20 protein-coding genes are annotated in these 25,311 nt (G+C 67.1%); 10 read left to right on the top strand and 10 right to left on the bottom strand.

The window, feature by feature from the left end:
• Positions 1-3: 3 nt before the first annotated feature.
• The 8 genes from HNP52_RS10515 to HNP52_RS10550 all read right to left on the bottom strand — a co-directional run bounded on the left by HNP52_RS10515 (position 4) and on the right by HNP52_RS10550 (position 11,412).
• Complete coding sequence (locus HNP52_RS10515) at positions 4-1,089, bottom strand: PepSY-associated TM helix domain-containing protein (RefSeq protein WP_409372621.1); 1,086 nt, start codon at positions 1,087-1,089, stop codon at positions 4-6.
• Positions 1,089-3,320 (bottom strand): TonB-dependent receptor, encoded by a 2,232-nt coding sequence (locus HNP52_RS10520; RefSeq protein WP_184166515.1) that lies wholly within the window; start codon positions 3,318-3,320, stop codon positions 1,089-1,091. Before HNP52_RS10520 ends, HNP52_RS10515 begins: the two co-directional genes overlap by 1 nt.
• Positions 3,321-3,428: 108 nt before the next feature.
• A complete protein-coding gene (locus HNP52_RS10525) occupies positions 3,429-4,577 on the bottom strand; it encodes an MFS transporter (RefSeq protein ID WP_184166518.1) in 1,149 nt (382 codons plus the stop codon).
• A 12-nt stretch (positions 4,578-4,589) separates the two neighbouring features.
• Positions 4,590-5,363, bottom strand: a complete 774-nt coding sequence (locus tag HNP52_RS10530; RefSeq protein ID WP_184166521.1) for a DeoR/GlpR family DNA-binding transcription regulator — start codon at positions 5,361-5,363, stop codon at positions 4,590-4,592.
• A 55-nt stretch (positions 5,364-5,418) separates the two neighbouring features.
• Positions 5,419-5,784, bottom strand: coding sequence for a hypothetical protein (locus HNP52_RS10535; protein WP_184166524.1), 366 nt, complete (start codon positions 5,782-5,784; stop codon positions 5,419-5,421).
• Between the two features lie 166 nt (positions 5,785-5,950).
• Positions 5,951-8,686 (bottom strand): TonB-dependent receptor, encoded by a 2,736-nt coding sequence (locus HNP52_RS10540; protein WP_184166527.1) that lies wholly within the window; start codon positions 8,684-8,686, stop codon positions 5,951-5,953.
• A gap of 342 nt (positions 8,687-9,028) precedes the next feature.
• Positions 9,029-10,099: an acyl-CoA dehydrogenase family protein gene (locus HNP52_RS10545; protein ID WP_184166530.1), complete on the bottom strand. Its 1,071-nt coding sequence runs from the start codon at positions 10,097-10,099 to the stop codon at positions 9,029-9,031.
• 92 nt (positions 10,100-10,191) lie between these two features.
• Positions 10,192-11,412 carry an acyl-CoA dehydrogenase family protein gene (locus HNP52_RS10550; RefSeq protein WP_184166533.1) on the bottom strand — a complete coding sequence of 407 codons (1,221 nt, stop codon included), beginning with the start codon at positions 11,410-11,412 and terminating at the stop codon, positions 10,192-10,194.
• Between the two features lie 175 nt (positions 11,413-11,587).
• Here HNP52_RS10550 and HNP52_RS10555 point away from each other — a divergent pair, with 175 nt between their 5' ends.
• From HNP52_RS10555 to HNP52_RS10580, 6 genes are all read left to right on the top strand, one after another.
• Positions 11,588-12,808 (top strand): TCR/Tet family MFS transporter, encoded by a 1,221-nt coding sequence (locus HNP52_RS10555; protein WP_184166536.1) that lies wholly within the window; start codon positions 11,588-11,590, stop codon positions 12,806-12,808.
• A 68-nt stretch (positions 12,809-12,876) separates the two neighbouring features.
• On the top strand, positions 12,877-14,379 hold the full coding sequence (locus HNP52_RS10560) for a class I adenylate-forming enzyme family protein (RefSeq protein ID WP_184166539.1): 1,503 nt from the start codon (positions 12,877-12,879) through the stop codon (positions 14,377-14,379).
• Positions 14,376-15,149: a thioesterase family protein gene (locus HNP52_RS10565; RefSeq protein WP_184166542.1), complete on the top strand. Its 774-nt coding sequence runs from the start codon at positions 14,376-14,378 to the stop codon at positions 15,147-15,149. Before HNP52_RS10560 ends, HNP52_RS10565 begins: the two co-directional genes overlap by 4 nt.
• A gap of 111 nt (positions 15,150-15,260) precedes the next feature.
• The gene (locus tag HNP52_RS10570) at positions 15,261-15,680 is read left to right on the top strand and encodes an EF-hand domain-containing protein (protein ID WP_184166545.1); all 420 of its coding nucleotides are present in this window, start codon (positions 15,261-15,263) and stop codon (positions 15,678-15,680) included.
• 94 nt (positions 15,681-15,774) lie between these two features.
• A complete protein-coding gene (locus HNP52_RS10575) occupies positions 15,775-16,494 on the top strand; it encodes a response regulator (protein WP_184168288.1) in 720 nt (239 codons plus the stop codon).
• Between the two features lie 148 nt (positions 16,495-16,642).
• Entirely contained in the window at positions 16,643-18,058 is a 1,416-nt protein-coding gene (locus HNP52_RS10580) for an ATP-binding protein (protein WP_184166548.1), read from the top strand.
• A 189-nt stretch (positions 18,059-18,247) separates the two neighbouring features.
• On the opposite strand, the gene ndk is transcribed toward HNP52_RS10580, so the two are convergent.
• The gene (gene ndk, locus HNP52_RS10585; protein WP_184166551.1) at positions 18,248-18,670 is read right to left on the bottom strand and encodes a nucleoside-diphosphate kinase; all 423 of its coding nucleotides are present in this window, start codon (positions 18,668-18,670) and stop codon (positions 18,248-18,250) included.
• Positions 18,671-19,039: 369 nt separating this feature from the next.
• Complete coding sequence (locus HNP52_RS10590; RefSeq protein ID WP_184166554.1) at positions 19,040-19,483, bottom strand: DNA polymerase III subunit chi; 444 nt, start codon at positions 19,481-19,483, stop codon at positions 19,040-19,042.
• Between the two features lie 123 nt (positions 19,484-19,606).
• Between HNP52_RS10590 and HNP52_RS10595 the strand changes: the two genes are divergently transcribed.
• The 4 genes from HNP52_RS10595 to rsmA all read left to right on the top strand — a co-directional run bounded on the left by HNP52_RS10595 (position 19,607) and on the right by rsmA (position 25,285).
• Entirely contained in the window at positions 19,607-21,928 is a 2,322-nt protein-coding gene (locus tag HNP52_RS10595) for an LPS-assembly protein LptD (protein WP_409372622.1), read from the top strand.
• 96 nt (positions 21,929-22,024) lie between these two features.
• Complete coding sequence (locus tag HNP52_RS10600) at positions 22,025-23,476, top strand: peptidylprolyl isomerase (protein ID WP_311768441.1); 1,452 nt, start codon at positions 22,025-22,027, stop codon at positions 23,474-23,476.
• Positions 23,477-23,501: 25 nt separating this feature from the next.
• Positions 23,502-24,473 (top strand): 4-hydroxythreonine-4-phosphate dehydrogenase PdxA, encoded by a 972-nt coding sequence (gene pdxA, locus HNP52_RS10605; RefSeq protein ID WP_221416240.1) that lies wholly within the window; start codon positions 23,502-23,504, stop codon positions 24,471-24,473.
• Complete coding sequence (gene rsmA, locus HNP52_RS10610) at positions 24,470-25,285, top strand: 16S rRNA (adenine(1518)-N(6)/adenine(1519)-N(6))-dimethyltransferase RsmA (RefSeq protein ID WP_184166566.1); 816 nt, start codon at positions 24,470-24,472, stop codon at positions 25,283-25,285. The genes pdxA and rsmA overlap by 4 nt, the downstream gene beginning before the upstream one ends.
• Positions 25,286-25,311: the final 26 nt, after the last annotated feature.

Genomic DNA, 25,311 nt, shown 5'->3' on the forward strand with positions numbered 1-25,311 from the left:
ACGCTAACGGCGCATCTTCTTCGGCTTCGGTCGCTTGAACCAGAAGGTCCACACCGCCAGGCTGCCGAGCAGGAGCATCGCCAGGCCCGAGCAAGTCATCACCAGCCGGTAGAGCAGCCCACCTACCTTGGCGGCGTGTAGCGGATAGGCGCCGTTGAACACCTGCGCGCCCTTCGGCAGCGCCAGCGCATCGATCGAGCCGAGCATGTGCCCGTCCGCGGCATCGAACCAGATGTTGGAGCGGCCATTGGGCAACCACTCCCCGGCCCGCTTCATCCGCACCAGGATCGGGTCACCCGCCTTGCGCGGCAGCGAGAGGATGCGGATCTGTGCGTCCGGGAAGCGGGCATGGGCGGCGGCGATGATCGCGCGCCAGTCCGGATGCGCGGCCAGGGGACCGCTCTTCACCTTGGGCGGCTTCATCGCCGCGGCATCGGCCGAGGGCGACGAGAAGGGCATGGTGATCAGCTGCGCGAACGGCTTGAAGATCATCATCGTGCCGGTCACCGCCGAGAGCAGCAGCAAGGGCGCCATCACAATGCCCAGGTCGCGGTGCTGCATCACGATCATCGGCCGGCTCAGCCGCTTGGGCCAAAGCCGGAACTTGAAGGTCTTGCGCGTCCGCCACCACAGAATCGATCCGGTGATCACGAACAGGATGCCCGCCAGCCCGGCGATCCCGATAATCGTCTCGCCGAAATCGCCAGTGAACAAATGATGGTGCAGGTCGAACAGCCAATGCTCGGGCCGGCTCCACTGGCTGTCCCACCGCGTCACGACATTGCCCGCCTGGTCGGCATAGGCGCCGGCGCCCTTGGCCATCCGCACCTGGTGGAGCCCGAGCCCGTCGCTGGCGTAGGTGATGCCCTGCGCCTTGGGTTCGGCCGCCATCAGCTTCGCGGTGGTCGCCGCGATCACGTTCGGATCGGCCACGCGCACGTCCGCCGCATGCGGCAACGTCCAGCCCAGCCAGCTATCCTCATGGACAAGGATCGCGCCGGTCAGCCCCAATATCGCCAGCACCAGCCCGAGCACGCCGCCGGTCCAGCGGTGAACCGGGTCCAGCCATCCCATCACGCCGCGCTGCATCAGAAGCGATAGTCCCAGCTCAGGGTGAAGGTCCGCCCGCGGCCCGCATAGAACACCGTATTGTCGTTCGGCAGGCGGGTGTCAGACGCGTAGTCGATGTACATCTTGTCGAACAGGTTGGCGACGCTGAGGCTCAGCCCGCCCAGCTTCGTCTGGTAGCGGACATAGGCGTCGGTCAGCACATAGCCGCCAAAGTCGTTCATATAGAGCTTCTGCGGATGCAGCGGGTTGGCATCGTCGATCGCCCGCGCCTTGCCGTTGAAGTGGCGCGACAGGTAGAACTGCGTCTGCACCCGGGCGCTGAACGGACCGTTCTGATAGTCCGCCGCCAGGTTGACGCGGTCCGGCGAGATATTGGTGCCGTCGAGATCGGTATCGACCTTGCCGTCCGGCACCGTGTCCGCATCATAGCGACCATGGAGCGTCGCATAGCCCACGCTCGCCTTCAGCCCCGGCACCGGCAGCTTCACGCCCAGATTGACCTCGAGCCCCTGGATCTCCACCCGCTGGCGCTGCACGTCGAAGATGCCGGCCGCACGCGCGATCAGCAGCTGCCCCTTGTCGCTCGACGACCAGAAATAAGTGACCGATCCGTCCAGCGGCCCGCGCTTCACTTCCACGCCGATCTCGCGGTTGTTCGAGACGATCGGCGAGATGTCGAGATAATTGTCGAGATCGACGCCCGTCACGCGGATCGCCCGGGTGATGCGGCCGATATCGGGCACGGTGAAGCCCTCGGCATAGCTCGCATAGGCGCGGATGCCGGTCACCGGCTCGACGATCACGCCGCCGTTGAACAGCAGGTCCTCGAACTTCGGCTTGCCGCCCGCGACCGCGACGCCGCCATAGGTCGCCTTGTTCGGCGCGACATAGGTGGTCGAAGCGAGCGTGTGGTAATCGTCGATCTTGATCGCGACATTCTCGTAGCGCGCACCGCCGGCCAGGCGCAGCTTGCCGCCGAACAGCTTCAGATTGCCTTGCACAAACGGCGCGAGGCTGCGGAAATCGCTGGGCGGCACCCAGACGCGATTGGTCGCGATCAGCCGCTGCTCGGTCTTGTCGACCAGCGCGTCGAAGCCGATCGTCGCGGTCAGCGCTTCGAAGCCCGGCACCGCGCGCTCATAGCTCAGCTTGGCACCCAGCTTGCGCGAACGGTTCTCGGACTGGTCGAACAGCTTCTCGGTCGGGTCGAGCGTCGGATCCTGGAACGTCGCGATCGGCAGGATTTCGCCGCCGAACGTGTCGTGCGTGCGGTTGAAGAAGATCTGGCCGACGAAATTGCCGCCGCCCAGCGACGTGTCGGTATAGGTCAGCGCAACGCTCTCGGTGCGGCTCGCAGCCGGCTTGCCCGGGGCGTCGCCGCGCGTCGCGCTGGTCGGCAGGCCGGTGGCGCGGTTGCCCACCACCGCGATATAGTCGCCATCGCCCTTCAGTTCGAAACGGCTGGCGATCAGGTCGATCCGCCCGGTATCCCCCACCTGATAGCCGATGCGCGAGAACAGCGAGACGGTCTTGGAATCCTGCGTCTCGCCCTGGGTCAGGTTCAGGCCGACGCGGCGCCCGTCGCCGTCATAGAACACACCGCGCTTCTCATAGGCCGCGCCGAAGGTCGCATCGAAGCGGCCCGACTTCCACTGCACCAGTCCGGCTGCCTTGCCGCCCAGCCCGTCCTTGCTGAAGTCATTGTCCGCCGTGCCCTGCAGCAGCACGCGCCCGCTGAAGCCCTCGGTCTTCGGTGCGCCCACCGTAACCTGGTTGACGATGCCGCCGGTGCCGCCGATCCCCTGCAGCGCATTCGAACCGTAGATCAGCTCCACCCGGTCGACGAAGAAGCCGTCGATCGTGAAGCCGTCGCGGCTGCCGTCGCGCATCGGAGTCGACTGCGGGATGCCGTTGATCGCGTAGAGCGGCGAGCGTCCGCGCAGCGTCTCGCCCGCGCCCGACAGCTTCTGCCGGGTCGGCGAGAAGGACGGGGTCAGGTTCGCCACCGCATCGGTCACCGAGCCCGAGATGGCGATCTGCTGGTCGAGCCGCTGCTTGTCGATCACGTCGATCGTCAGCGGCAGCGCGTTGGGCGGCAGCACCGTGCGCGCCGCGGTGACCACGATCTCCTCGCTGTCCTCCGCATCCTTCTGCGGCTCGGCCTGCTGGGCGAATGCGACCTGCGGCATCGCGACGGTGAGCGCCAGCAACGGCAGGGAAAGCAGCGAAAGGCGCGAACGCACGGACATGAAAAGGAGACCCCTGAGGTAAGCGCCGCGCCTGCACGGGCAACGGCTGGTTCAGGGGGCCGCTAGCAGCCGGAGGGTGCTATTGCAAGCCAGTCGCAATAGCTGCATTCACCCCGCTTGCGCCGCCGCCGTTGTCCGCCGGGCAGTGAACGGTACCAGCAGCAGCAACACCGCCAGCATCCAGAACGCGGTTCTCAGCCCGACCGCCTCCGCCACCACGCCGATCCCTGCGGGCCCGGCAAGAATGCCGGCATAGCCAAGCGTGGTGATCGCGCCGATCGCCAGCGCCGGCGGCATATGGGTCTGTGCCCCGGCGATGCGGAACAGCACCGGCACGATGTTCGATGCGCCCAGCCCGATCAGCAGGAAGCCCGCCAGCGCAACTGGCGCGATCGGGGCACTCAGCAGCACCACGAAGCCCGCGACCGCAAGAAGGCCGCCACCGAGCAAGGTGCGATAATCCCCCAGCCGCGCAGTGAGCCCATCGCCCAACAACCGCCCGGTCGTCATCGCGATCGCGAACAGGATATAGCCAAGCCCACCCTGGGTCGCGCCCACCAGCCCCATCTGGGTGATGAGCAGTGCGCTCCAGTCGAGCATCGCCCCTTCGGCCAGGAAGGTCGCCATGGCCAGCACGGCCAGCAACACCACCACGCCATGCGGCCGCACGAACAGTGGCCCCTCTTCGACCCGCACCGCCGGCAGCAGCCGCGGCCAGGCAACCAGCATCGCCACCAGCATGATCGCCGCGCACACCAGGCTGCCGCCGAGCGCACTCACCTTGAACGACAGGAAAATCGTCATCAGCGCCGCGCCGGCAAAGCCGCCGATACTGAACAGCGCGTGGAATCCCGACATCAGCGGCACCGGTGCCGCCCGCTCCACTTCCACCGCGTGCACGTTCATCGCCACATCCAGCGAACCCAGCGCCGCGCCGAACAGCAACAGTGCACCGCCCAGTGTCACCGGAGTCGCCGCGATGGTCAGCAGCGGCAGGATCAGCGCCAGGGCGATGCCGCTCGTCACGATCACCGGCTTGCCGCCATAGCGGGCGCTGATCGGCCCGGTCGCCAGCATCGCCAGGATCGATCCGATACCGATGCAGAGCAGCAGCACCCCCAGCATCGCGCTGTCGATCTGGAGCCTTTCCTTGGCAAAGGGCACCAGCGGCGCCCAGCAGGAGATTCCGAACCCGGCGACCAGGAACGAAAGACGCGTGGCCAGCCGCGTGGCCGGGCTATCGACGGAAGTCGTCATGCCTCCCCCTGCTCAAGCCGGATCGGCGATCAGGATGGTGCGGCAACCCGCGGCATCGAGTGCGCCGCGCTGCGTGTCGGTCGCGCTTGCCTCCACCACCAGCATGTCGATCTGGCCCAGCCCCGCGACCCGGTACGGCGCTTCGCGCTCCAGCTTGTCATCGGTAACCAGCACCACGGTCCGCTTCGCCCCGGCGATAACCGCGCGCTTGAAGGTGGCATCATCCAGCTGGAAAGCCCCCACCCCATCGTCGGAGGCCGAACAGGCACCGATGAACGCCCGGTCGAAGCGCATCTGCACCAGCGCCTGCATCGCCACCGCGTCCACGCAACCGCCGATGATCGGATCGACCTGCCCGCCCAGCACGATCAGGCGCAGGTCCTGCCGCCGCAGCATCGCCGCGGCGATATCCACCGAGTTGGTGGCGATGGTCAGGTCCGCATCCTCCGGCAGGAACTCCACCAGCGCGAGGTTGGTGCTTCCGCTGTCGAGGAACAGGAATTCGCCCGGCCGGATCGTGGTCACCGCCGCACGGGCCAGCGCCCGCTTCCGCCCCCGATCCCCCTCGATCCGCGCCGCCATCGGCAAGGCAACCGGCGAGACCGGCAGCGCACCGCCATAGACGCGCCGGCACCTCCCCTCGGCCGCCAGCGCCCGCAGGTCGCGCCGGATCGCATCCTCGGAAACTTCGAACTCCGTGGCGAGTGCGCCGGCCGACACCGGATGGCCATCGGCAAGCCGGGCGGCAATCACGTCGCGGCGGGCATTGGGAGGATCAACAGTCATGAATCCGCATTATCGTGCACGATCATGCGAGTCAAATCGCACGATCATACACGATTTAGCGTGCTCGCGGCGCCTCAAACCGCAGTCCGCCGCGTGTCTCCACCATGATCGGGCCGCGCGGCTTGGCCGGCAGCGCTGCCTTCACCCGCCCGAAGATCCGCCGCACGTCGCTGGGCTTGCGGGTCTGCACGCAGAGATTGGTCTCCCCTTCCCGCCCCCAGCGCTGCACCTCGACACTCCGCACGCCGCGGTCGCGCTTCAGCAGCGCCTGCACCCGGTCGAAGGCGGGCCGGTCGATCCCCATCGCATAGCTGGCGAACTGCACGCTGACGGCACATTGCTGCGCGGGGCTGCCCTGGGCATGCGCCGCAGCCGGCAGCGCCAGGATCGTCAGGGCAAGGGCAGGAAGCAGCGAACGCATCGGGTATCTCCAAAGTCGATGCCTTCTCGTCGCTCCGCCCGCCTGAACGCGGTCTGAAAGCCTCCTGGCTTCTCACCGCCTCCGCCCGCCCGGGCACGCGACACCCGAACGGAAACGGGCCCGCGGGTTTCCCCGCGAGCCCGTTCCACACCCCTGCCTTGCAGGATCAGAAGCGCGAGCGCAGCGTGATGCCGTAAGTCCGCGGTTCGGCCAGGAAGGCCGAGAAGATCTGCGAACCGCCCGGGAAGCCCGGGGTCGGCGTCGTGCTCACCGCCTGGAACGGCGAGTTGAAGCCAACCTGCATGTAATTGGCCTTGGTCGCGTTCTGCACCCACAGTTCGAGCGCCCATTTCTGGTCCTCGCTGCCGATGCCGATGCGGCCATTCACCACCACGAAGCTGTCCTGCATCTTCTGCGGGAACAGGTCCGAGCCGGTGTTGTAGTTGTCGGCCAGGCGGCTATCGACATAGAGCAGGCCGCGCAGCCCACCGCCCAGCGACGGTGTCCAGGCCGCCGAACCGGTCGCTACCAGTTCCGGCGCGTTCGAGAGCAGCTGCCCCGGCAGCAGGCGCAGCGCCGGGTCGAGCGGCGCACCCGTCTTCGAGCCCACCAGGTTGTTGGCGTATTTGGTCTTCGCGTAGGTCAGGCCGAAGTTGAAGTTGAGCGCGCGCACCGGCGACAGGCCCATTTCGATTTCGAAGCCGGTCGAGACCACGCCCGGCTTGGTCTGGCCCGCCGGGCAGGCGCCCGTCGTCGCGCTTAGGTCGCGATCGCCGCCGCCCAGGCTCGTCTTGCAGCCATTGATGTTCTGGACGAGATAGACCGTGCCGTTGAAGGTATTCAGCTGGAAGTTGCTGAATTCCTGTCGGAAACCGGCAACGTTCAGGTTGAAGCCCTTCGTCGAGTACTTCATGCCCGCCTCATAGGCGTTCACCGTTTCCTCGTCGAACTGCAGCACATCGGCGTAGTAGCCGGCATTGGCCGTGCTGATCGGGAAGATCGGCAGCGGCTGGGCCGCGCTCGGGTTCTTGAAGGCCGAGCGGTCCAGGTTGAAGCCGCCCGCCTTGTAGCCGCGCGAGTAGCTCGCATAGATCATGACGTCGTCGCTCGGCTTGTACGACAGGATCGCCGTGCCGGTGAACTTGTCTTCCTTGCGCGTGTCGTTGAGCGTCAGCGCGTTGAGTGCCGAGGACGATCCGCCCTGGCAGCTCAGCGTGATGATGCCGCCCGCCAGCGGCGCCAGCGCCGCGACGCCCATATAGGGCAGCAGCGCCGCCTGCTGCGCCGGGCACACCGTGTTGGTGTTGTTGAAGTTGGCGTTCAGCTTCTTGGTTTCGTTGGTGTAGCGCGCGCCCAAGGTCAGGTCGAAGCCCTTGGCGATGTGCACGATATTGTGCGTGAAGAACGCGAAGTTCGAGCTGGTCTGGTCGAAGTTCGCGGTGTCGTCGCCGACATTGCGCACCGTGTCGAGCCGCTGCAGGCCCTGCACCATCGCCGAGCCCGCCGCGCCGAGCGGCCCGAGCGTGTTGCTCAGCACCGCAACGCCGGTCGGCGTCAGGCAGCCGACATTGTTGGGATTATAGAAGGCGCTGAACGAGCCATAGACCACGCGGCACGCAGCGAAGCGGCCATAGTCGTTGCCGAACTTGAGCTCGCTCTTGGTGTCGAGGTCCTCATGCGCGTAATAGCCGCCGACCAGCCAGTCGAGCTTGCCGCCGAACGCATCGCCGTGGAAACGCAGTTCCTGGGTGAAGGTCTTGAAATGGCGGCCGCTCTTCGGGCCGAAATAGAGGATGTCGGCCAGGCCGTAATCGGCATCCGACGCCTGGGTGTTGTCATAGTCGCGATAGGCGGTGATCGAGGTCAGCTCGACGTCGCCCAGGTTCCAGTTCACTTCGCCCGAGAAGCCCCAGTCCTTGGTCTTGCCGGTATAGGAACGGTTGGCGCTGGTCGCGATGCGGCGCGAATAGGCGTTGTTGTAGCCGGGGAAATACTGCGCGAAGGTCGTACCGGTGATCCCGGTCAGCACCGTCGCCACCGGCGTGCCCGGCGCGATCAGCCCGGCATTGGTGGAGGAGACATCGGCCGTCGCATAGACAGCGGCGCAGCAATCCTCCTTGCGGTGGCTATAGTCGGCGATCAGGCGAACCGAGATGTCCGAGCTCGGCTGGAACAGCAGCTGGCCGCGCACAAGGTAACGGTCGCGATTGTTGATGTCGCGGCCCGTATTGACGTCGTGGTAGAAGCCGTCGCGCTTCGAATAGAGCCCGTCCAGCCGGAACGCGACCTGCTCGGAAAGCGGGCCGGTTACCGCGCCCTGCAGGCGCCACGCATCGTAATTGCCATAGGTCGCCTCGGCCATGCCGCCAAAGGTGAACTCGGGCTGCTTGGTGGTGACGCTCAGCATGCCGGCCGAGGCGTTGCGCCCGCCCAGCGTGCCCTGCGGACCGCGCAGCACTTCGATCCGCTCGATCTCGCCCAGGTCGTTGAGGCCGAGGCCGGTACGCGAGCGATAGACGCCGTCGATGAAGGTTGCGACCGAGCTTTCGAGGCCCGGATTGTCACCCACCGTGCCGACGCCGCGGATACGGGCCGAGGTGTTGGCATCGCTGCCGGTCGAGGAGACGAGCAGCGACGGCGCGACCTGGTTGAGCGCGCGAATGTCGTTGGCGCCGGTGCGCTCGAGCTGCGTGGAAGTCACCGCCGAGACGGCGAGCGGAACATCGGCCAGCACCTGGGCGCGGCCCTGTGCAGTGACGACGATCTCATTGGGGTCGGAGACGCCCTGATCCTGGGTAGTTGCGTCCGTCGGCGGTGTCTGGGTGTTCTGGGCAAAGGCCGGGGCAGCAAGCGCAATCGAAAGCGCCGGAACAGCAACGCACGACAAAAGGCGTAACCGCATCATCATCATCTCTCCCACCACGGGCCAGAGCACTTTACGGCTCCATACCCTATCCTCGAATACTGACACTTCCCCGAGGGACGTCAAGCAGAACAAAGGTTGCAAAAGGGGACTGAACTAGCAGTGTTGCGCAAATGTCATATGTTGCAGGGGCGTTTCCGATGCCCTTGGCCGAATCGATCTTCGAAAAGCGAATTCGCAGCTCTTATAGAATCCGCGGCTCATATAATTCGTCATCCCCGCGAAGGCGGGGATCCAGAGTCACAAAGCACATCCCTCTGCCACCCTGGATCCCCGCCTTCGCGGGGATGACGACCGAAGGGATTCCCCTCCGCTGTTTCCTCAATACCCGTTCAACCGCGCAAACCGCTCGCGATGCCAGGCCGCATTCCCCCACTGCGCTTCCAGCACCCGCGCGCGCTTCAGATAGAAGCCCGCATCATGCTCGTCGGTCATGCCGATGCCCCCGTGCAGCTGGATCATCTCGCGGCTCACCAGGTGCAGCGTCTCGTTCGCCACCGCCTTGGCCAGGCTGACTTCCTGCGCGACATTGGCCCGCCCGCTGTCGATCGCCTCCAGCGCGCCTTCCACGGCGGAGCGGCACAGCTCGAGCTCGGTGAACATCTTCGCCATGCGGTGCTGCAGCGCCTGGAAGCTTGCCAGCACCTGGCCGAACTGGACGCGCGTCTTCAGATAGTCGTTGGTCTGGGCAAAGGCGCTCTCGGCCATGCCGAGCATCTCCGCCGAAGCCGCCGCCGCCGCGCGATCCACGACATGGCCGATCAGTTCGGCACCTCCGCCGAGCGCCTCGGCCGGGGCATTGTCGAACGTCACCTGTGCATGGCTGCGACTATCGGTCAGGTGGCGCGGCGAACGCGTCACCCCGGTATCGCCAACGACGAGATAGAGCCCGTCGGTCGCCGCGACGACAAACAGCTGCGCGCTGTCGCCCTCGGGCACGAACGCCTTCACGCCGCTCAACTTGCCGCCGCTCACCGTCGTGGCGATCTTCACGGGATCGAAGCGCGGCCCCTCGTCGATCGCCAGCGTCGCAACCACTTCGCCCGCCGCAATCTTCGGCAGCCATTCGGCCTTCTGCTCTTCCGAACCGCCCAGAAGGATCGCACTGGTCGCCGCAGCCGTGCTGGCGAGCGGCGTCGCGACCAGATTGCGACCCAGCTGCTCGAGCACCAGGCCCAGCGAGACATAGCCCATGCCCGCCCCGCCCTGCGCCTCGGGCACCAGGATGCCGGCCCAGCCCATCTCGGCCTGGGCGCGCCACATCTCGGGATCATAGCCGGCGGCCGGCGCCGCATCGCGCATCCGGCGAAACGCACCAACCGGCGCCTCGTTATCCGCCCACTCCCGCGCCATGTCGCGCAGCATCGTCTGTTCTTCGGTCAGGATAGCCATTTTCACCTCGTCATCCCGGCGAAAGCCAGGATCTCGTGCCGCGAGCGCACGCTAATTGGAGAGAGACCCCGGCTTTCGCCGGGGCGACGGCACTATTGATGATCCAGCATCCCCAGGATGCGCTTGGCGATCACATTGTTCTGGATCTCGGTGGAGCCGCCATAGATCGACACCGCCTTGCCGAAGAGCCAGCTGCGCACGTCCTTCAGCGCGTCCTCCTCAAAGCCTTCGCCGTCCCAACCAAGGCCGGCGAGCCCGCGGATCTCGATCAGCAGCTCGGAGCGTTCCTGCATGATCCGTGCGCCGACATTCTTCATGATCGACGTCGCCGCGCTCGGCCCCTGGTTCGACTTCGCCTCCAGCGCGGTGCGGCGCAGCGTCAGCATGAAGCTGCGCAGGTCCATCTCGTGCCGCGCGATCCGCGAGCGCAGGTCCGTATCGGCGATCCGTCCCTCGGCATCGACGCCGACATATTTCTTGGCGAGTTGCCCGAGCGAGGCGCCGGCAAACATCCGCCCCGCCGTCGATCCGCCGCCCGAAAGGCTCGATCGCTCGTGCTGGAGCAGTCGCTTGCCGATCGTCCAGCCCTCGCCTTCCTGCCCTACCCGGTTGCTCTTGGGCACTTTCACATCGGTGAAGAAGGTCTCGCAGAAGGGCGAGCTGCCCGAGATCAGCTGGATCGGCCGCACTTCCACGCCCGGCGTATCCATGTCGCACAGCACGAAGGTGATGCCCTCGTGCTTCTTGGTCTTGTCGGTGCGGACCAGCATGAAGCATTTGTCCGCCCATTGCCCGCCGCTGGTCCAGGTCTTCTGGCCGTTGACGACATAGTGGTCGCCATGATCCTCGGCGAAGGTCTGGAGCGAAGCCAGGTCCGATCCCGCGCCCGGTTCCGAATAGCCCTGGCACCAGCGCACCAGCCCCTTGGCGATCGCCGGGATATGCTCGCGCTTCTGCTCCTCGGTGCCATATTCGAGCAGCGTCGGGCCGAACATCATCACGCCCATGCCGCCGATCGGGTTCCACGCGCCCGCGCGCTGCATCTCTTCCTGCAGCACCCGTGCCTCGGCCCGGCTAAGTCCGCCGCCGCCATATTCCTTCGGCCAGGTCGGCACGCCCCAGCCCTTCTCGCCCATCGCCGTCTGCCAGGCATCCTCTTCGGGCGAGTTGGTGTGCGGCCCTTCGACCGCGGACATCGCATTGTCCTTGCCCTTCAGGCTCGGCGGGAAGTTCGCGGCGATCCACGCGCGCGCTTCATTGCGGAAAGCATCCAGCGGATTCGCCGGCGCATCGATATCGGGGGCCGTCGCCATCACTCTCTCCCGGGATAGTCTTCTTGCTTGTTTCGAATTTGCGGTATGGCTCAGGCGCCGTCAAGCCATTCCATCACCCCAACCTCGTCATCCCCGCGCAGGCGGGGATGACGGCGGGAAGCGGGATGACGCGTCGTCCCAACCTCTGCTAAGCATCCCCCAAGAGGGGATAATCATGAAGTTCGAACATCGCGCGGTGCCGATCGTGCTCGTCGCCGTGCTTATCGACGTGATCGGCTTCGGCATTGTCATGCCGGTGCTGCCGGCGCTGGTCACCGAGCTCGGCCATGTCGGGCTGGACGACGCCACCCGCATCGCCGGCTGGATGCTCGCCGCCTTCGCGATCGCCGGCTTCTTCGCCGGCCCGGTGCTCGGCAATCTCGGTGACCGGTTCGGCCGCCGCCCGGTCCTCATCCTCTCGATGATCGCCTTTGCGATCGACTATGCGCTGATGGCCGCGGCGCCCAGCCTCGCCTGGCTGTTCGTCGGCCGCGTCATCGCCGGTATCGCCGGCGCGACCTTCGGCCCCGCAAGCGCGGTGATCGCCGACGTGACCCCACCCGAGAAGCGCAGCGCCGTGTTCGGCCTCGTCGGTGCGGCGTTCGGCGTCGGCTTCATCCTCGGCCCGGCGCTCGGCGGGATCAGCGCCGGGCTCGGCCTGCGCGCACCCTTCCTGATCGCCGCGATCTGCGCCGCCTTGAACGCAGTCGTCATGTTCTTCTTCCTGCCCGAGACGCTCGCCCAGGAAAACCGCCGCCCGTTCCGCTGGTCCGACGCGCACATCATCGGCGCCTTCCGCCCGCTCTTCCATGCCGGCAATGCCGGCCCGCTGCTGCTCGCCTGGTTCTTCTGGCAGCTCGCCGGCACCGTCTACCCTTCCACCTGGTCCTTCTGGGCGGCGATCCGCTTCGGCTGGGACGCCACCGCGATCGGCTGGTCGCTTGCCTATGTCGGCTTCCTGACGGTGCTGGTCCAGGCGCTGCTCACCGGCCGCGTCATCAAGCGCGTCGGCGAGCGCAACGCCGCGCTGATCGCGCTGGGCTGCGCCTCCTTCACCCTGTTCGCCTATGCCTTCATCCAGCAGGGCTGGCAGGTCTATGCCTTCTTCCTGATCGGCGCGTTCGGGGCCTTCGCCTATCCCGCGCTCAACGGCACGCTGTCGAACATGGTCGGCCCGTCGCACCAGGGCGCGCTGCAGGGTGGCGTGTCGAGCATGAACAATGTCGCGGCGATCCTCGGCCCGCTGATCGCCACCCAGGCGCTGGCCGCCGGATCGCATCACGGCTTCGACGGCGCCGCCTTCCTCGTCGCCGGCGCGCTGATGGCGATCGCCGCCCTCATCATCGCGCTGTTCGTCCATCTGCGCGCGCCGGAGCCCGAACCCGCGCCCGAGTGATTTTTCGAAAATTGCGTATGGCGTTCGCGCGGGTGCTCTTCTAGTCCTGCCGGTAACCGGGAGGATGCATGCGTACCGAGGAAATGCTGGCGGGCGAATTCGCCACGGTCTCCGACCTGATCCGCGGCCACGCCGCCGAGCGGCCGGACAAGCCGGCGATGATCTTCGAGGACAAGTCGATCTCCTATGCGGAACTCGACGCCCTGCTCGATCGCCTCGCCGCCGCGCTCCAGCGCGAAGGCGTCGGCAAGGGCGATGCGGTCGCGATCCTCGCCGCCTCCTCGATCGAATATGGCGCCTCCTTCTTCGCCATCCTGCGCGCCGGTGGTGTCCCCGCGCCGCTCCAGCCTTCGGCCACGCCCGCCCAGCTCGCCGCAATGGTCGCCGACAGCGGCGCCAGGATCCTCTTCCTCGACGAGACCGGCATCAAGGCGCTCGGCGACGCGCAGGTCACGGCGAAGCCCGTCCGCCTCGAGGCGTTGGAAGACTTCCTCGCCCCCCAAGGCGCGAAGCCCGCGCCGGTGACGATCGGTCCCGACGACCCCTTCAACATCATCTACAGCTCGGGCACCACCGGCACGCCCAAGGGCATCGTCCAGCCCCAGTCGATGCGCTGGATCCACATCGCACGCGCCCCCGGCGGCTTCGGCAGCGCGGTGACGATGATCGCCACGCCGCTCTATTCGAACACCACCCTGGTCAGCTTCATCCCGACGATCGCCTGGGGCGGCACCGCGGTGCTGCTCGGCAAGTTCGACGCCCGCACCTTCGTGGTCCAGGCCGCGAAGCACCGCGCCACCCACGCGATGCTCGTGCCCGTCCAGTACCAGCGGATCATGGCGCTGCCCGATTTCGACCGCTTCGACCTGTCGAGCTTCCAGCTCAAGACCTGCACCAGCGCCCCTTTCTCCGCCGTGCTCAAGGCTGACATCCTCGCCCGCTGGCCCGGCCTGCTGGTCGAATATTACGGCATGACCGAAGGCGGCGGCACCACCGTGCTGGTGTGCAACGCCAACCCGACCAAGCTCCATACCGTCGGCGTGCCGCTCCCCGGCCAGGACCTCCGCCTGATCGACGAGGACGGCAAGGAAGTTCCCCGGGGCGAGATGGGCGAAGTCGTCGGCCGCTCGGGCGCGATGATGACCGGCTATCACGGCCGCGCCGATGCCACCGCCGACGCCACCTGGCATGACAGCGACGGCAACCGCTACATCCGCCACGGCGATGTCGGCCGCTTCGACGAGGACGGCTTCCTGATCCTGATGGATCGCAAGAAGGACCTCATCATCTCGGGCGGGTTCAACATCTACCCCTCGGACCTCGAGGCGATCCTCATCACCCACCCGCAAGTCTCCGACTGTGCGGTGATCGGCGTGCCGTCCGAGCAATGGGGCGAAACCCCGGTCGGCTTCTTCACCGGCCCCGGTGCCCCCGCCGACGTGCTGGCATGGTTCAACGCGCAGGTCGGCAAGACCCAGCGCCTCGCCGATATCCACAAGCTCGACGAACTGCCCCGCAGCGCGATCGGCAAGGTACTCAAGCGCGAGCTGCGCGACCGGATCGCCGCGTGACCCCGCTCGCCACGATCCTGGCCGAGGCCGTCCGCACCGAATCCGGCTTCACCAGCACGGTCCACACCGACTGGATGCAGGGGCGTACTGCGTACGGGGGCTTATCCGCCGCGCTCGCGCTCCAGGCGGCGCTCGAGGTTGAACCCGACCTGCCACCGCTCCGCTCGGCCCAGGTCGCGTTCATCGGCCCGCTCGCCGGCCCGATCACCGTCACCGCCACGAAGCTGCGCCGCGGCCGCAACGCCGCTTTCCTCCAGTCGGACGTGACGTCGGAAGCCGGTCTCGGCCTGCGCGCCACCTTCGTCTTCATGGCCCCGCTCGCCTCGAGCATCGCGCATGACACGGCGAAGCGCGCACCCGTAACGCCCCCGCCGGCCGGGGCCGAACTCTATACCGGCCCCGAGGACTTCTTCACCGGCAACTTCAACTTCTTCGACGAGAAGGACGGCACCGGCCCGGCCGAGTGGCTCCGCTGGGCCCGGCTGCGCGACCATGCTGGCCTCGATCCCTTCGTCGAGCTGATGGCGATCGGCGACGCCCTCCCGCCCGCCGCCTTCAAGCTGCTCGAGGAAAAACGCACCCCGCTCAGCTCGCTCAACTGGCAGATCAACTTCCAGACCGCCGCGCCCGCCACCACCGACGGCTGGTGGCTGCTCCACGCCAATGCCGACACGGCGCGCGACGGCTATTCCACCCAGCGCATGTCGATCTGGAATGCCGCGGGCGAGCCCGTCGCCGAGGCCATGCAGGGCGTCGCCATCTTCGGCTGATACAAGTTGCGACAGTTTCCCGCATGGGTGACAAACCCGTGCGACAGCTGCCACTGAAAAGCGAACCCTGTCGGGGGCTTGGGACCTCCGAGACCAAGGAGTTCGCACCCGATGAAGAAGTTCCTCCTCGTCGCCTTCGCCGCATCGGCCATCGCCGCTCCGGCCTTCGCGCAGGACGCCCCGCAGCGCGGCGGCGGCATGCTCAGCCGGCTCGACACCAATGGCGACGGCATCGTCACCAAGGAAGAATATAACGCCGGCATCGCCGCGCGCTTCGCCACGCTCGATACCAACAAGGACGGCAAGGTCAGCGAGGCCGAGCGCGAAGCCGCCGGGCGCGGCGGCGGCATGGGCATGCGCAGCATGACCGGCGACGTCACGCTCGACCAGATGCAGGCGCAGGCCGCCCAGCGCTTCGACCGGATCGACGCCAATCACGACGGCAAGATCGACAAGGCAGAGATCGACGCGGTGATGGCCCGAATGGGCAACCGCCAGGGTCCCCCGCCGGGCGGCTCGGAAAACAACTGAGCCCCCGGAAACTCGCCCGGGCGGGCACTTGCCTCCTCGCCTGCCCGGGCACCCCCTCTTGTCTTGCGGCCCGCCCATGACCTACGAACCCGATATGTCGGAAACGCCGCACCTGCTGCTCGTCGAGGACGAGCGCTCGATCCGCGAACCGCTCGCGCAATATCTCACCAAGCAGGGGTTCCGCATCACCCAGGCCGGCGATGCCGAAGGCGCCCGCGCCCGCATGGCCGCCTATGCGATCGATCTGGTGGTGCTCGACATCATGATGCCCGGCGAGGACGGCCTGTCGCTCTGCCGCCATATCCGCGAGACCAGCGACACGCCGGTGATCCTGCTCACTGCCCGCGGCGAGGAGACCGACCGGATCGTCGGCCTCGAGATGGGCGCCGACGATTATGTCGTGAAGCCCTTCTCCCCGCGCGAGCTCGCCGCCCGGATCAAGGTGGTGCTGCGCCGCCTCCAGGCCGGCGGCACCCGCCAGCACGCCCCCGACGCGGGCAGCTTCGCCTTTGCCGGCTGGGTGCTCAAGACCGGCGAGCGCGCGCTGGTGGACCGCGAAGGCGTCTCGGTCCCGCTCTCGACCGGCGAGTACAACCTCCTCCACGCACTGGTCACCCGCCCCCGCGCGGTGCTCACCCGCGACCAGCTGCTCGACCTCACCCAGGGCCGCGAAGCCGCCGCCTTCGATCGCGCGATCGACAACCAGGTCAGCCGGCTGCGCAAGAAGATCGAGGTCGATGCGAAGAACCCCGCGATCATCAAGACCGTCTGGGGCGGCGGCTACACCCTGGCCGCCGAAGTGACCCGGCTTTGAGGCCTCGTACCTTCTTGCTCCCCTCCCTGGAAGGGAGGGGCTGGGGGTGGGTATTTGCCCGCGATACGGCCCGTCAGTCGCGCGCACTCGCAGTATCGCCAAGCCTCCACCCACCCCTAACCCCTCCCTTCCAGGGACGGGAACTCCAGTGACCCGCCTCTTCCCCCGCTCGCTCACCGGCCAGATCGCCCTGCTCGTCGCGGTCGCGCTGTTCGTCGCCCAGGCGATCAACTTCGGCCTGCTCGTCCGCGAGCGCCAGAATGCCCGCTTCGCCCAGGTGATCGTGCCCACCGTCACCCGGCTGATCGACGCCGCCGAACGGCTCGGCACCCCGATCAACCCGCGCCCCGACACCCCCGCCGGCGCCGATCGCCGCGACGGGCGCGATCGCGATGGTCGGGATGGCCGCCGCCAGGCACGCGGCGGCCGCGTCGATTTCGTCCCCGCCAATCCGATCCCCGCCGAGCTTGGCCGCCGCGCCGATATCGAGCGCGACCTGCGCCGCGGCCTCACCGATGGCGGCGTGCAGGTCGGCCAGGTGATCGCGGTGGTCCGCCCGATCGATCCAAACCGCCCGTTGCTCAAGCGCATGGACCCGGCCCGCGCCGATCGCATGCGTCGCCTCGGCGCCGAGCTGATGATCGCGGTCGAGCTGCCCGGCAAGGGCTGGCTTTCGCTCAGCTCGGCCTGGCCCCGCTCCGAGCGCGCGCTGATCTGGCAACTGCTCGCCCAGACGCTGATCCTCTACATCGTCGTGCTCGTGCCCGTGCTCTGGGCCGGCCACCGTATCGCCCGCCCGCTGCGCAAGCTCGCCGCCGCCGCCAGTGCCTTCCATCCGAACGACGATGCCGACCCCGTCGAGGAGAGCGGCCCCAGCGACGTCCGCGCGGTAATCGCCGCGTATAATTCGCTCAGCACCCGCGTCACCGCGATGCTCGACGAGAAAGATCGCATGCTTGGTGCGATCGGCCACGACCTGCGCACGCCGCTTGCTGCACTTCGCGTACGAATCGAGTCGGTAGAGGATGAAGAGGATCGCGCCCGCATGGCGGACACGATCGACGAGATGAACCATACGCTCGACGACATCCTCAGCCTCGCCCGGCTCGGACGTCCGAGCGAACCAGCCACCGATGTTGACTTGTCCGCCCTGATCGACGCCGTGGTCGAGGATTTTCGCGATCTCGACCAGGACGTCACCTTCGAGGAAGCGCCGCGCCTGCGCATGCATCTCCGCCCCACGCTGATGCGCCGCGCGGTGCGCAACCTGATCGAGAATGCGGTGAAATATGGCGGCGGTGCCACAGAGGTCCGCCTGCGCTCGGACGAGCGCCATGTCCGCATCGAAGTCTGCGATCGCGGCCCCGGTATCCCCCCGGAAAAGCTCGAGAAAGTCTTCGATCCCTTCACCCGCCTGGAGGAATCCCGCAATCGCGAGACCGGCGGCGCCGGCCTGGGCCTGGCACTGGCCCGTGCGATCGTCCGCGACGCAAGCGGCGAGATCGGCCTGGCCAACCGTGAAGGCGGCGGGCTGGTGGCAACCATCACCCTGCCGCGGAGCTGATCCCGGCGTTCACCTCAGTGCCTTGGCGGATCCCCAGCGAAGGCCGGGGAACGGTTCTGCGTAATCAGTCCCATTCAGACGCCAGCGATCGCTCTGAACGCCAAAGCTCGCGCGCACCCCCAGACACGAAAAAGGCCGGAGCTTTCGCCCCGGCCCTTCGCATCCAAATCGGTGCAAGAAAGTCAGCGTTTAGCCGACGATCTCTTCCGGCTTGAAGAAGAACGCGATCTCGATCGCGGCGTTCTCGTCCGAGTCCGAACCGTGCACCGAGTTCGCCTCGATCGATTCGGCCAGCTCCTTGCGGATGGTGCCGGCGTCGGCATTGGCCGGGTTGGTGGCGCCCATGATGTCGCGGTTGCGCTGCACGGCGTTCTCGCCCTCGAGCACCTGCACCACGACCGGACCCGAGATCATAAACTCGACCAGGTCGTTGAAGAAGGGGCGCTCCTTGTGGACGCCGTAGAAGCCCTCGGCCTGCTCGCGGGTCATCTGGATGCGCTTCGAAGCGACGACGCGCAGGCCGGCCTCCTCCAGCATCTTGGTGACGGCGCCGGTGATGTTGCGGCGGGTGGCATCGGGCTTGATGATCGAAAAGGTCCGGTTCGCGGCCATGGCCGTGCGGCTCCTGCTTTATGGTTGTGGAAAAGTCGCGGCTCCCTAGTCCCGCGTTGCGCCGGATGCAAGCGCGGCGTGCTGTCCTACAAGGGGGCGTTCCGCTATTGTTCTCGGAAATGCTCTTTGAACCGTGAACGAGAACCCGAATCCGCAAACGCGGAAACGCCTCCGCATATCCTGAGTTCGTCACCCCGGCCTTGCGCCGGGGTTACGACGAACAGAGCAATGCAACCTTCCGCGTACGAACCGTCTGCGCGCGCAACACCGCCACGGGAAGGGAGCGTACGCAAAAGCATATCGAAACAGGGGCTTCGAAAACCGCCTGACGCGCAACCTACGCCAACATCCGCGGACGAAAGCGTACACTCAGGCCGCCTTCTCCCAGCGCCCCTGCTCGTTCTGCTTCCAGTAGTTGCGCTCCACCCCCTCGCGTCCGGCCAGTCCCTTCCAGGCGGCCCGCGCCTCGGCGATGCGGTCTTCGTCGAAGAAGTGGAAGGCCCGGTCGAAGCCCAAAGCCTCCTCGCGCCATACCCCGTCGGCCAGCGCGATGTTGCGCGCGCCATTGGCCGGCGTTCCCGGCTCGCCGGCGATCAGGATCGGCTGGCGGTCGTCGTCCGGCCCGCCCGCCTGGCCGTGCGGCAGGAAGCTTTCGGGCGTATAGGTCCATAGCAGCTGGTCCAGCCTGGCCCGCTGGCTCGCCTCGCCGGCGACGATCAGCAGCCGCCCGCCGGTCTCGACCACGCGTTCGGCGATCCGGGGCAGCGCACGTTCCAGGGGGAGCTGCGTCAGATGGTAGAAATCGACCTGCATTGGCTCCTGTTAGCGCCTCCGTGCGTTCGGGCCAACGCACGTGACGTTGCGGAGCCGCAACCGCTGCGATAGGGCAAATAATTGCCGCGTGCACGGGAGTGAGAAACAAAGGTGGGAATCGAAGTGACGCGCAAGGCCTTGCTGCTGTCGGCCGCTGTCGGCCTGTGCCTGTCGGCAGAGGCGCGCGCGCAGCAGACGACCGCGCCGGCCCAGACCGCGCCGCAGCCCGCGACTCCGGCGCCGTCACCCGCGCCCACGCCCGCCGCTGGCCCTGACCTGCAGACCCCGGCGGTCGAGCCGCCGCCGCCTTCGCCGAGTGCGCTGCCCGAGGGTGACGACCAGATCCAGTTCACGTCCGACCAGCTCGAATATGACGAGAATCAGGACGTGGTCACCGCTACCGGCGATGTCCGCCTCTATCGCCGCAGCGAGCGGCTGCGCGCCGACAAGGTGACCTGGAACCGCAAGAGCGGGCAGGTCTTCGCCGAGGGCAATGTCGTCGTCGTCAATCCGCAGGGCGATTCGGCCTATGGCGACAAGGTCGAGCTGACCGACACGCTGAAGGAAGGCGTCGTCCAGAACATGCTGGTCGTGCTCGACGCCGGCGGCCGCATCGCCGCGGCGCAGGGCCAGATGCACGAGGATGGCAGCTTCACCGTCGAGAACGCCGCCTACACCCCCTGCTCGGTCACCAATTCGGACGGCTGCCCCAAGGAGCCGAGCTGGAAGATCACCGCCAATCGCGTGGTCTATGAGCCCGCCAAGAAGCGGCTGCGCTACACCGGCGCGCGCATCTCGGTATTCGGCTTCGCGACGATCCCGCTGCCGGTCTTCTCGCACCCGGTCGGCGGCCAGAGCGCCAGCGGCTTCCTCGCGCCCGATCTTCGCTACAACCGCGCGAACGGCGTGCAGTTCGCACTGCCCTATTATTTCAGCTTCGCGCCCAATCGCGACCTGACCGTCACTCCGCGCGTCTATTCCAGCGTGCTGCCGATGCTGCAGGCGGATTACCGCGAGCTCAACTCGCTCGGCGCCTTCCGGGTCAGCGCCTATGGTACCTATAGCCGCCGCGCCGACGATCTCACCGTGCCGGTCACGCCGACCACGTCGAAGAACGACTTCCGTGGCTATCTCGATGCGGTCGGCAATTTCCAGCTCGATCCGAACTGGAGCGCCAGCGCCTCGATGCGCCTGACCACGGACCGGACCTTCCTGCGCCGGTACGACATCTCGCGCGACGATCGACTGCGTAATAACTTCCGCGTCGAACGCATTGATGCAGATAGCTATTTCTCGATAAACGCTTGGGTCGTGCAGACGCTGCGCGTCGGCGAGCGCCAGGGCCTCCAGCCCTATGCCCTGCCCGAGATCGATTATCGCCGGCGCATGGACGACAGCATCATCGGCGGCCGTTTCGAGTTCCAGGTCAACACGCTGGCGATCGGCCGGTCCGACGGCCAGGATTCGCAGCGCGCCTTCGCCAGTGCCCGCTGGGACCTGCGCCGCCTGACCAACTGGGGCCAGGAAGTCACCCTCACCGCCTATGCCCGCGGCGACGTCTACAATGCTTCGGACACGATGCTGACGACGATCGCCAGCTATCGCGGCGAGGAAGGCTTCCACGGGCGCGGCATCGGTGCGCTGGCGGTGGACGTGAAATGGCCGCTGGTCGGCAGCCTGTTCGGCGGTACGCAGCGCATTACCCCGCGTTTCCAGATGGTTGCCTCGCCCAAGATCGCCAATCTCGAGGTGCCGAACGAAGACGCGCGCGCAGTCGATCTCGAGGATTCCAACCTCTTCGCGCTCAATCGCTTCCCCGGCTATGACCGGTTCGAGGATTCGACCCGCTTCACCTGGGGCCTCGATTACGCGCTCTATCTGCCGGGCTTCTCGATCGACGCCAATGTCGGCCAGAGCTACCGCATCTCCTCGCGTCCGACGCTGTTCCCGGATGGGACAGGCCTGAACGCCCGGGTGTCGGACATTGTCGGCCGCACCGTCGTGCGCTTCCGCGATTTCGTCAGCTTCACGCACCGTTACCGGCTCGACAAGGACAGCCTGGCCTTCCGCCGCAACGAAGTCGACATGACGCTCGGTTCGCGCTCCACCTATGCCCAGATCGGTTATCTGCGCCTCAACCGGAACATCAACGCTTCGCTGGAAGACCTGCAGGACCGCGAGGAGCTTCGCCTCGGCGCCCGTGTCCAGATCGCCCGTTTCTGGTCGATCTCGGGCTCGACGCTGGTCGACCTGACCGATCGCAAGGAAGATCCGACCTCGCTCGCCGACGGGTTCGAGCCGGTGCGTCACCGCCTGGGCATCACCTATGAGGACGATTGCCTGCGGCTGGGCCTGACCTGGAAGCGCGACTATGCCACCACCGGCGACGCTTCGCGCGGCAACTCCTATCTGTTGACGCTGGCGTTCAAGAATCTGGGGCGCTAGGCTGCGCCGCTAGAGGGGAACCGCCGGTAAGCCTAAGTTCAGGCACAATTGAACATTATGCGCCACTCTCCGGCAGATTTGAGGGTACGGAATCACGTGAACATTGGTGTTAGCAAGGCGATCCGCGCAGGCCGCTTGTCCGTTCTCGCGCTCGTCGTCTCCAGCGTAGCGCCGGGGGTTGTGGCGCAGACGGCACAGACCAGCCCTGCGCCGAAGCCGGCCGCTCCGGCCCCGCAGCAGTCGGCCCCGGCCCCGGCCCAGCAGCAGGCAACGCCCGCGCAGCAGGAAGACGCTGCCGCCGCGCTCGCTGCCCAGCTCGATCTTCCGCCTGATCTCAAGCTGTTCGGCAAGGCCGATCCCAACATCCGCAAGCCCACCGCGATCGTGAACAACACGGTGCTCACCGGCACTGACGTGGACCAGCGGCTCAACCTGATCATCGCGCTCAACAAGCTCAACCTGAAGCCGGAAGAGCGCGATCAGTATCGCATGATGATCCTGCGCCAGCTGATCGACGAGACGCTGCAGATCCAGGAGGCCAAGGCCAACGAGATCAATGTCGATCCCAAGGAGATCGACCAGAGCTTCGGCGGCGTCGCCCGCCGCCTGAAGATGACTCCGGAGCAGTTCCGCGTCTTCCTGCGCCAGTCCGGTGCCTCGGAGCGCACGATCCGCAAGCAGATCGAGGGCGAAGTCGCCTGGGGTCGCGTGCTGCGTCGCAAGGTCGACATCAACGTGAGCGACGAAGAGGCCGATGCCATCATCGCCCGCCTCAAGGCCGCGCAGGGCAGCGAAGAATATCACGTCTACGAAATCTACATGAACGCCACGGACGACCGTAAGCAGGAAGTCTATGCGGGCATGCAGCGCATCATCCAGCAGATGAAGGAGGGCGCGCCCTTCGATTATCTCGCGAAGACCTATTCGGAGAGCTCGACCAAGGGTCAGGGCGGCGATCTCGGCTGGGTCCGCCTGGCGCCGGGCATCCTGCCCGACGAGATGGCCAAGGCCGTGGAAGAGATGTCGGCCGGCCAGGTCGCGGGCCCGATCCCGCTGTCGACCGGTTTCTCGATCGTGTACCTGGCGGACAAGCGCAAGATCGGCATGGCCGATCCGCGCGGCGCCAAGCTCTCGCTGCGCCAGATCACCATCACCTTCCCCAAGGGCACGAACGAGGCGCAGGCCCAGGCCCGCGCCGGCCAGTTCGCCCAGGCAACCCAGGCGATCAAGGGCTGCGGTGACGCGGCCAATGTCGCCGCCGCGCAGAATGCGGAAGTAGTGGAGAAGGACGGCGTCGTGATCGGCGACCTGCCGCCTGCGCTGCAGCAGATCATCCTGCCGCTCCAGGTCGGCCAGGTGACCCAGCCCTTCGGCACGATCGAGGACGGCGTCCGCGTGCTCGTGGTCTGCGGTCGCGACGATCCGCCGCCCCCCGGCCTGCCGACCCGCGACCAGATCCAGGACCAGGTTGCCGAGCAGCGCACGAACCTGCGCGCCCAGCGCATGCTTCGCGACATCCGCCGCGACGCGCTGATCGAATATCGCTGAGGTGATCCGGCCGCTCGCCATATCGATGGGCGATTCGGCCGGAGTCGGCCCGGAAATCACCGCCAAGGCATGGAAGGCGCGCGAGCTGCATTCGCTTGCGCCCTTCTTCGCCATCGGCTGTCCGGATGCGGTCGAGAAGGTGTGGGACGGGCCGATCGCCCGGATCACCAATCCCGACCAGGCCGCGGCTGCCTTTGCCACTGCCTTGCCGGTACTGCCGGTCGGGGACACCTGCGCGGTGACGCCGGGGAGCCCCGACGAGGCCAGTGCCAAGGCGGCGCTCCAGTCGCTCGAGCTGGCGGTCGGCCTGTCCAATGCCGGCGCGGCGGGAGGCGTGGTCACCGGTCCGGTCTCCAAGGTCCAGCTCTACAAGATCGGCTTCCGGCATCCCGGCCAGACCGAGTTCGTCGCCGAGCGCTGCGGCATCGCGCCGGAGAACGCCGTGATGATGCTCGCCGGCCCGACGCTGCGCGTGGTGCCGATCACCGTGCACGTCTCGATCGCCAGCGTGCCGGGCCTGCTCACGCTTGAGCTGGTATTGGCCAAGGCACGGGCGACAGCCCGCGGGCTGTTGCGCAACTTCGGCATCGAGCGGCCCCGCCTCGCCTTTGCCGGCCTCAACCCGCATGCCGGGGAGAGCGGCGAGATCGGACGGGAGGAGATCGACGTCCTCCAGCCGGCCATCGCCCAGCTCCGCGAGGAAGGCATCGACGCGATCGGGCCCTTCGCCGCCGATGCGATGTTCCATCCCCGCGCCCGCGCCGGCTATGACGCCGCGCTCTGCCCCACGCACGACCAGGCGCTGATCCCGATCAAGACGCTCCATTTCGACGAGGGCGTGAACATCACCCTCGGGCTTCCCATCGTCCGCACCTCGCCCGACCACGGCACCGCGTTCGGCATCGCCGGCAAGGACGAGGCCAATCCCGGCGCGATGATCGCCGCGATCAAGATGGCCGCCAGCGCCGCACAGCGCAGGGCAGACGCGGCGGCGTGACCGAGCTTCCACCTCTCCGGGACGTCATCAGCAAATATGGTCTCAGCGCGAGCAAGGCGCTGGGCCAGAATTTCCTGTTCGACCACCAGCTGCTCGCCCGCATCGCCAAGGTGCCGGGCAAGCTCGACGGCGCCGAGGTTTTCGAGGTCGGCCCTGGCCCCGGCGGCCTGACCCGCGCACTGCTCCAGGGCGGCGCCAGCGTAACCGCGGTGGAACGCGACCGGCGCTGCATCCCGGCGCTGGAGGAGCTCGGCAGCTTCTTCCCCGGCAAGCTCCGCGTCATCGAGGGCGACGCGCTTGAGGTCGATGCCCCAGCGCTGTTCGAGGGCAAGCCGCATGTCGTCGCCAACCTGCCCTATAATGTCGGCACCGCGCTGCTCGTCGGCTGGCTTTCGGCCGAGTGGGAGCCGTGGTGGGCCAGCCTCACGCTGATGTTCCAGAAGGAAGTCGCCGAGCGCATCGTCGCAGCGGCTGGCACCGAGCATTATGGCCGGCTCGCCGTGCTCTCCCAGTGGCGTTCCACGCCCAGGATCGCGATGAACGTCCACCGCTCGGCCTTCACGCCGCCGCCCAAGGTGATGTCGGCCGTCGTCCATATCGTCCCCGCCGAGGCGCCCGAGGGCGTGCGGCTCAAGACGCTGGAGACCCTGACCGCCGCCGCCTTCGGCCAGCGCCGCAAGATGCTGCGCCAGAGCCTGAAGGGCGTGCCCGGCGCATTGGAGGCGATGGAAAGCCTGGGCATCGACTCCGCCCGGCGTGCCGAGACGGTGACCGTCGCCGAGTTCGTCGCCCTTGCCCGAACGCTGGGCTGAGCTGTCCAAAGTACACGAAGTACACG

This window comes from Sphingomonas kyeonggiensis (assembly GCF_014204495.1).
GTDB classification, from domain to species: Bacteria; Pseudomonadota; Alphaproteobacteria; order Sphingomonadales; family Sphingomonadaceae; genus Sphingomonas; species Sphingomonas kyeonggiensis_A.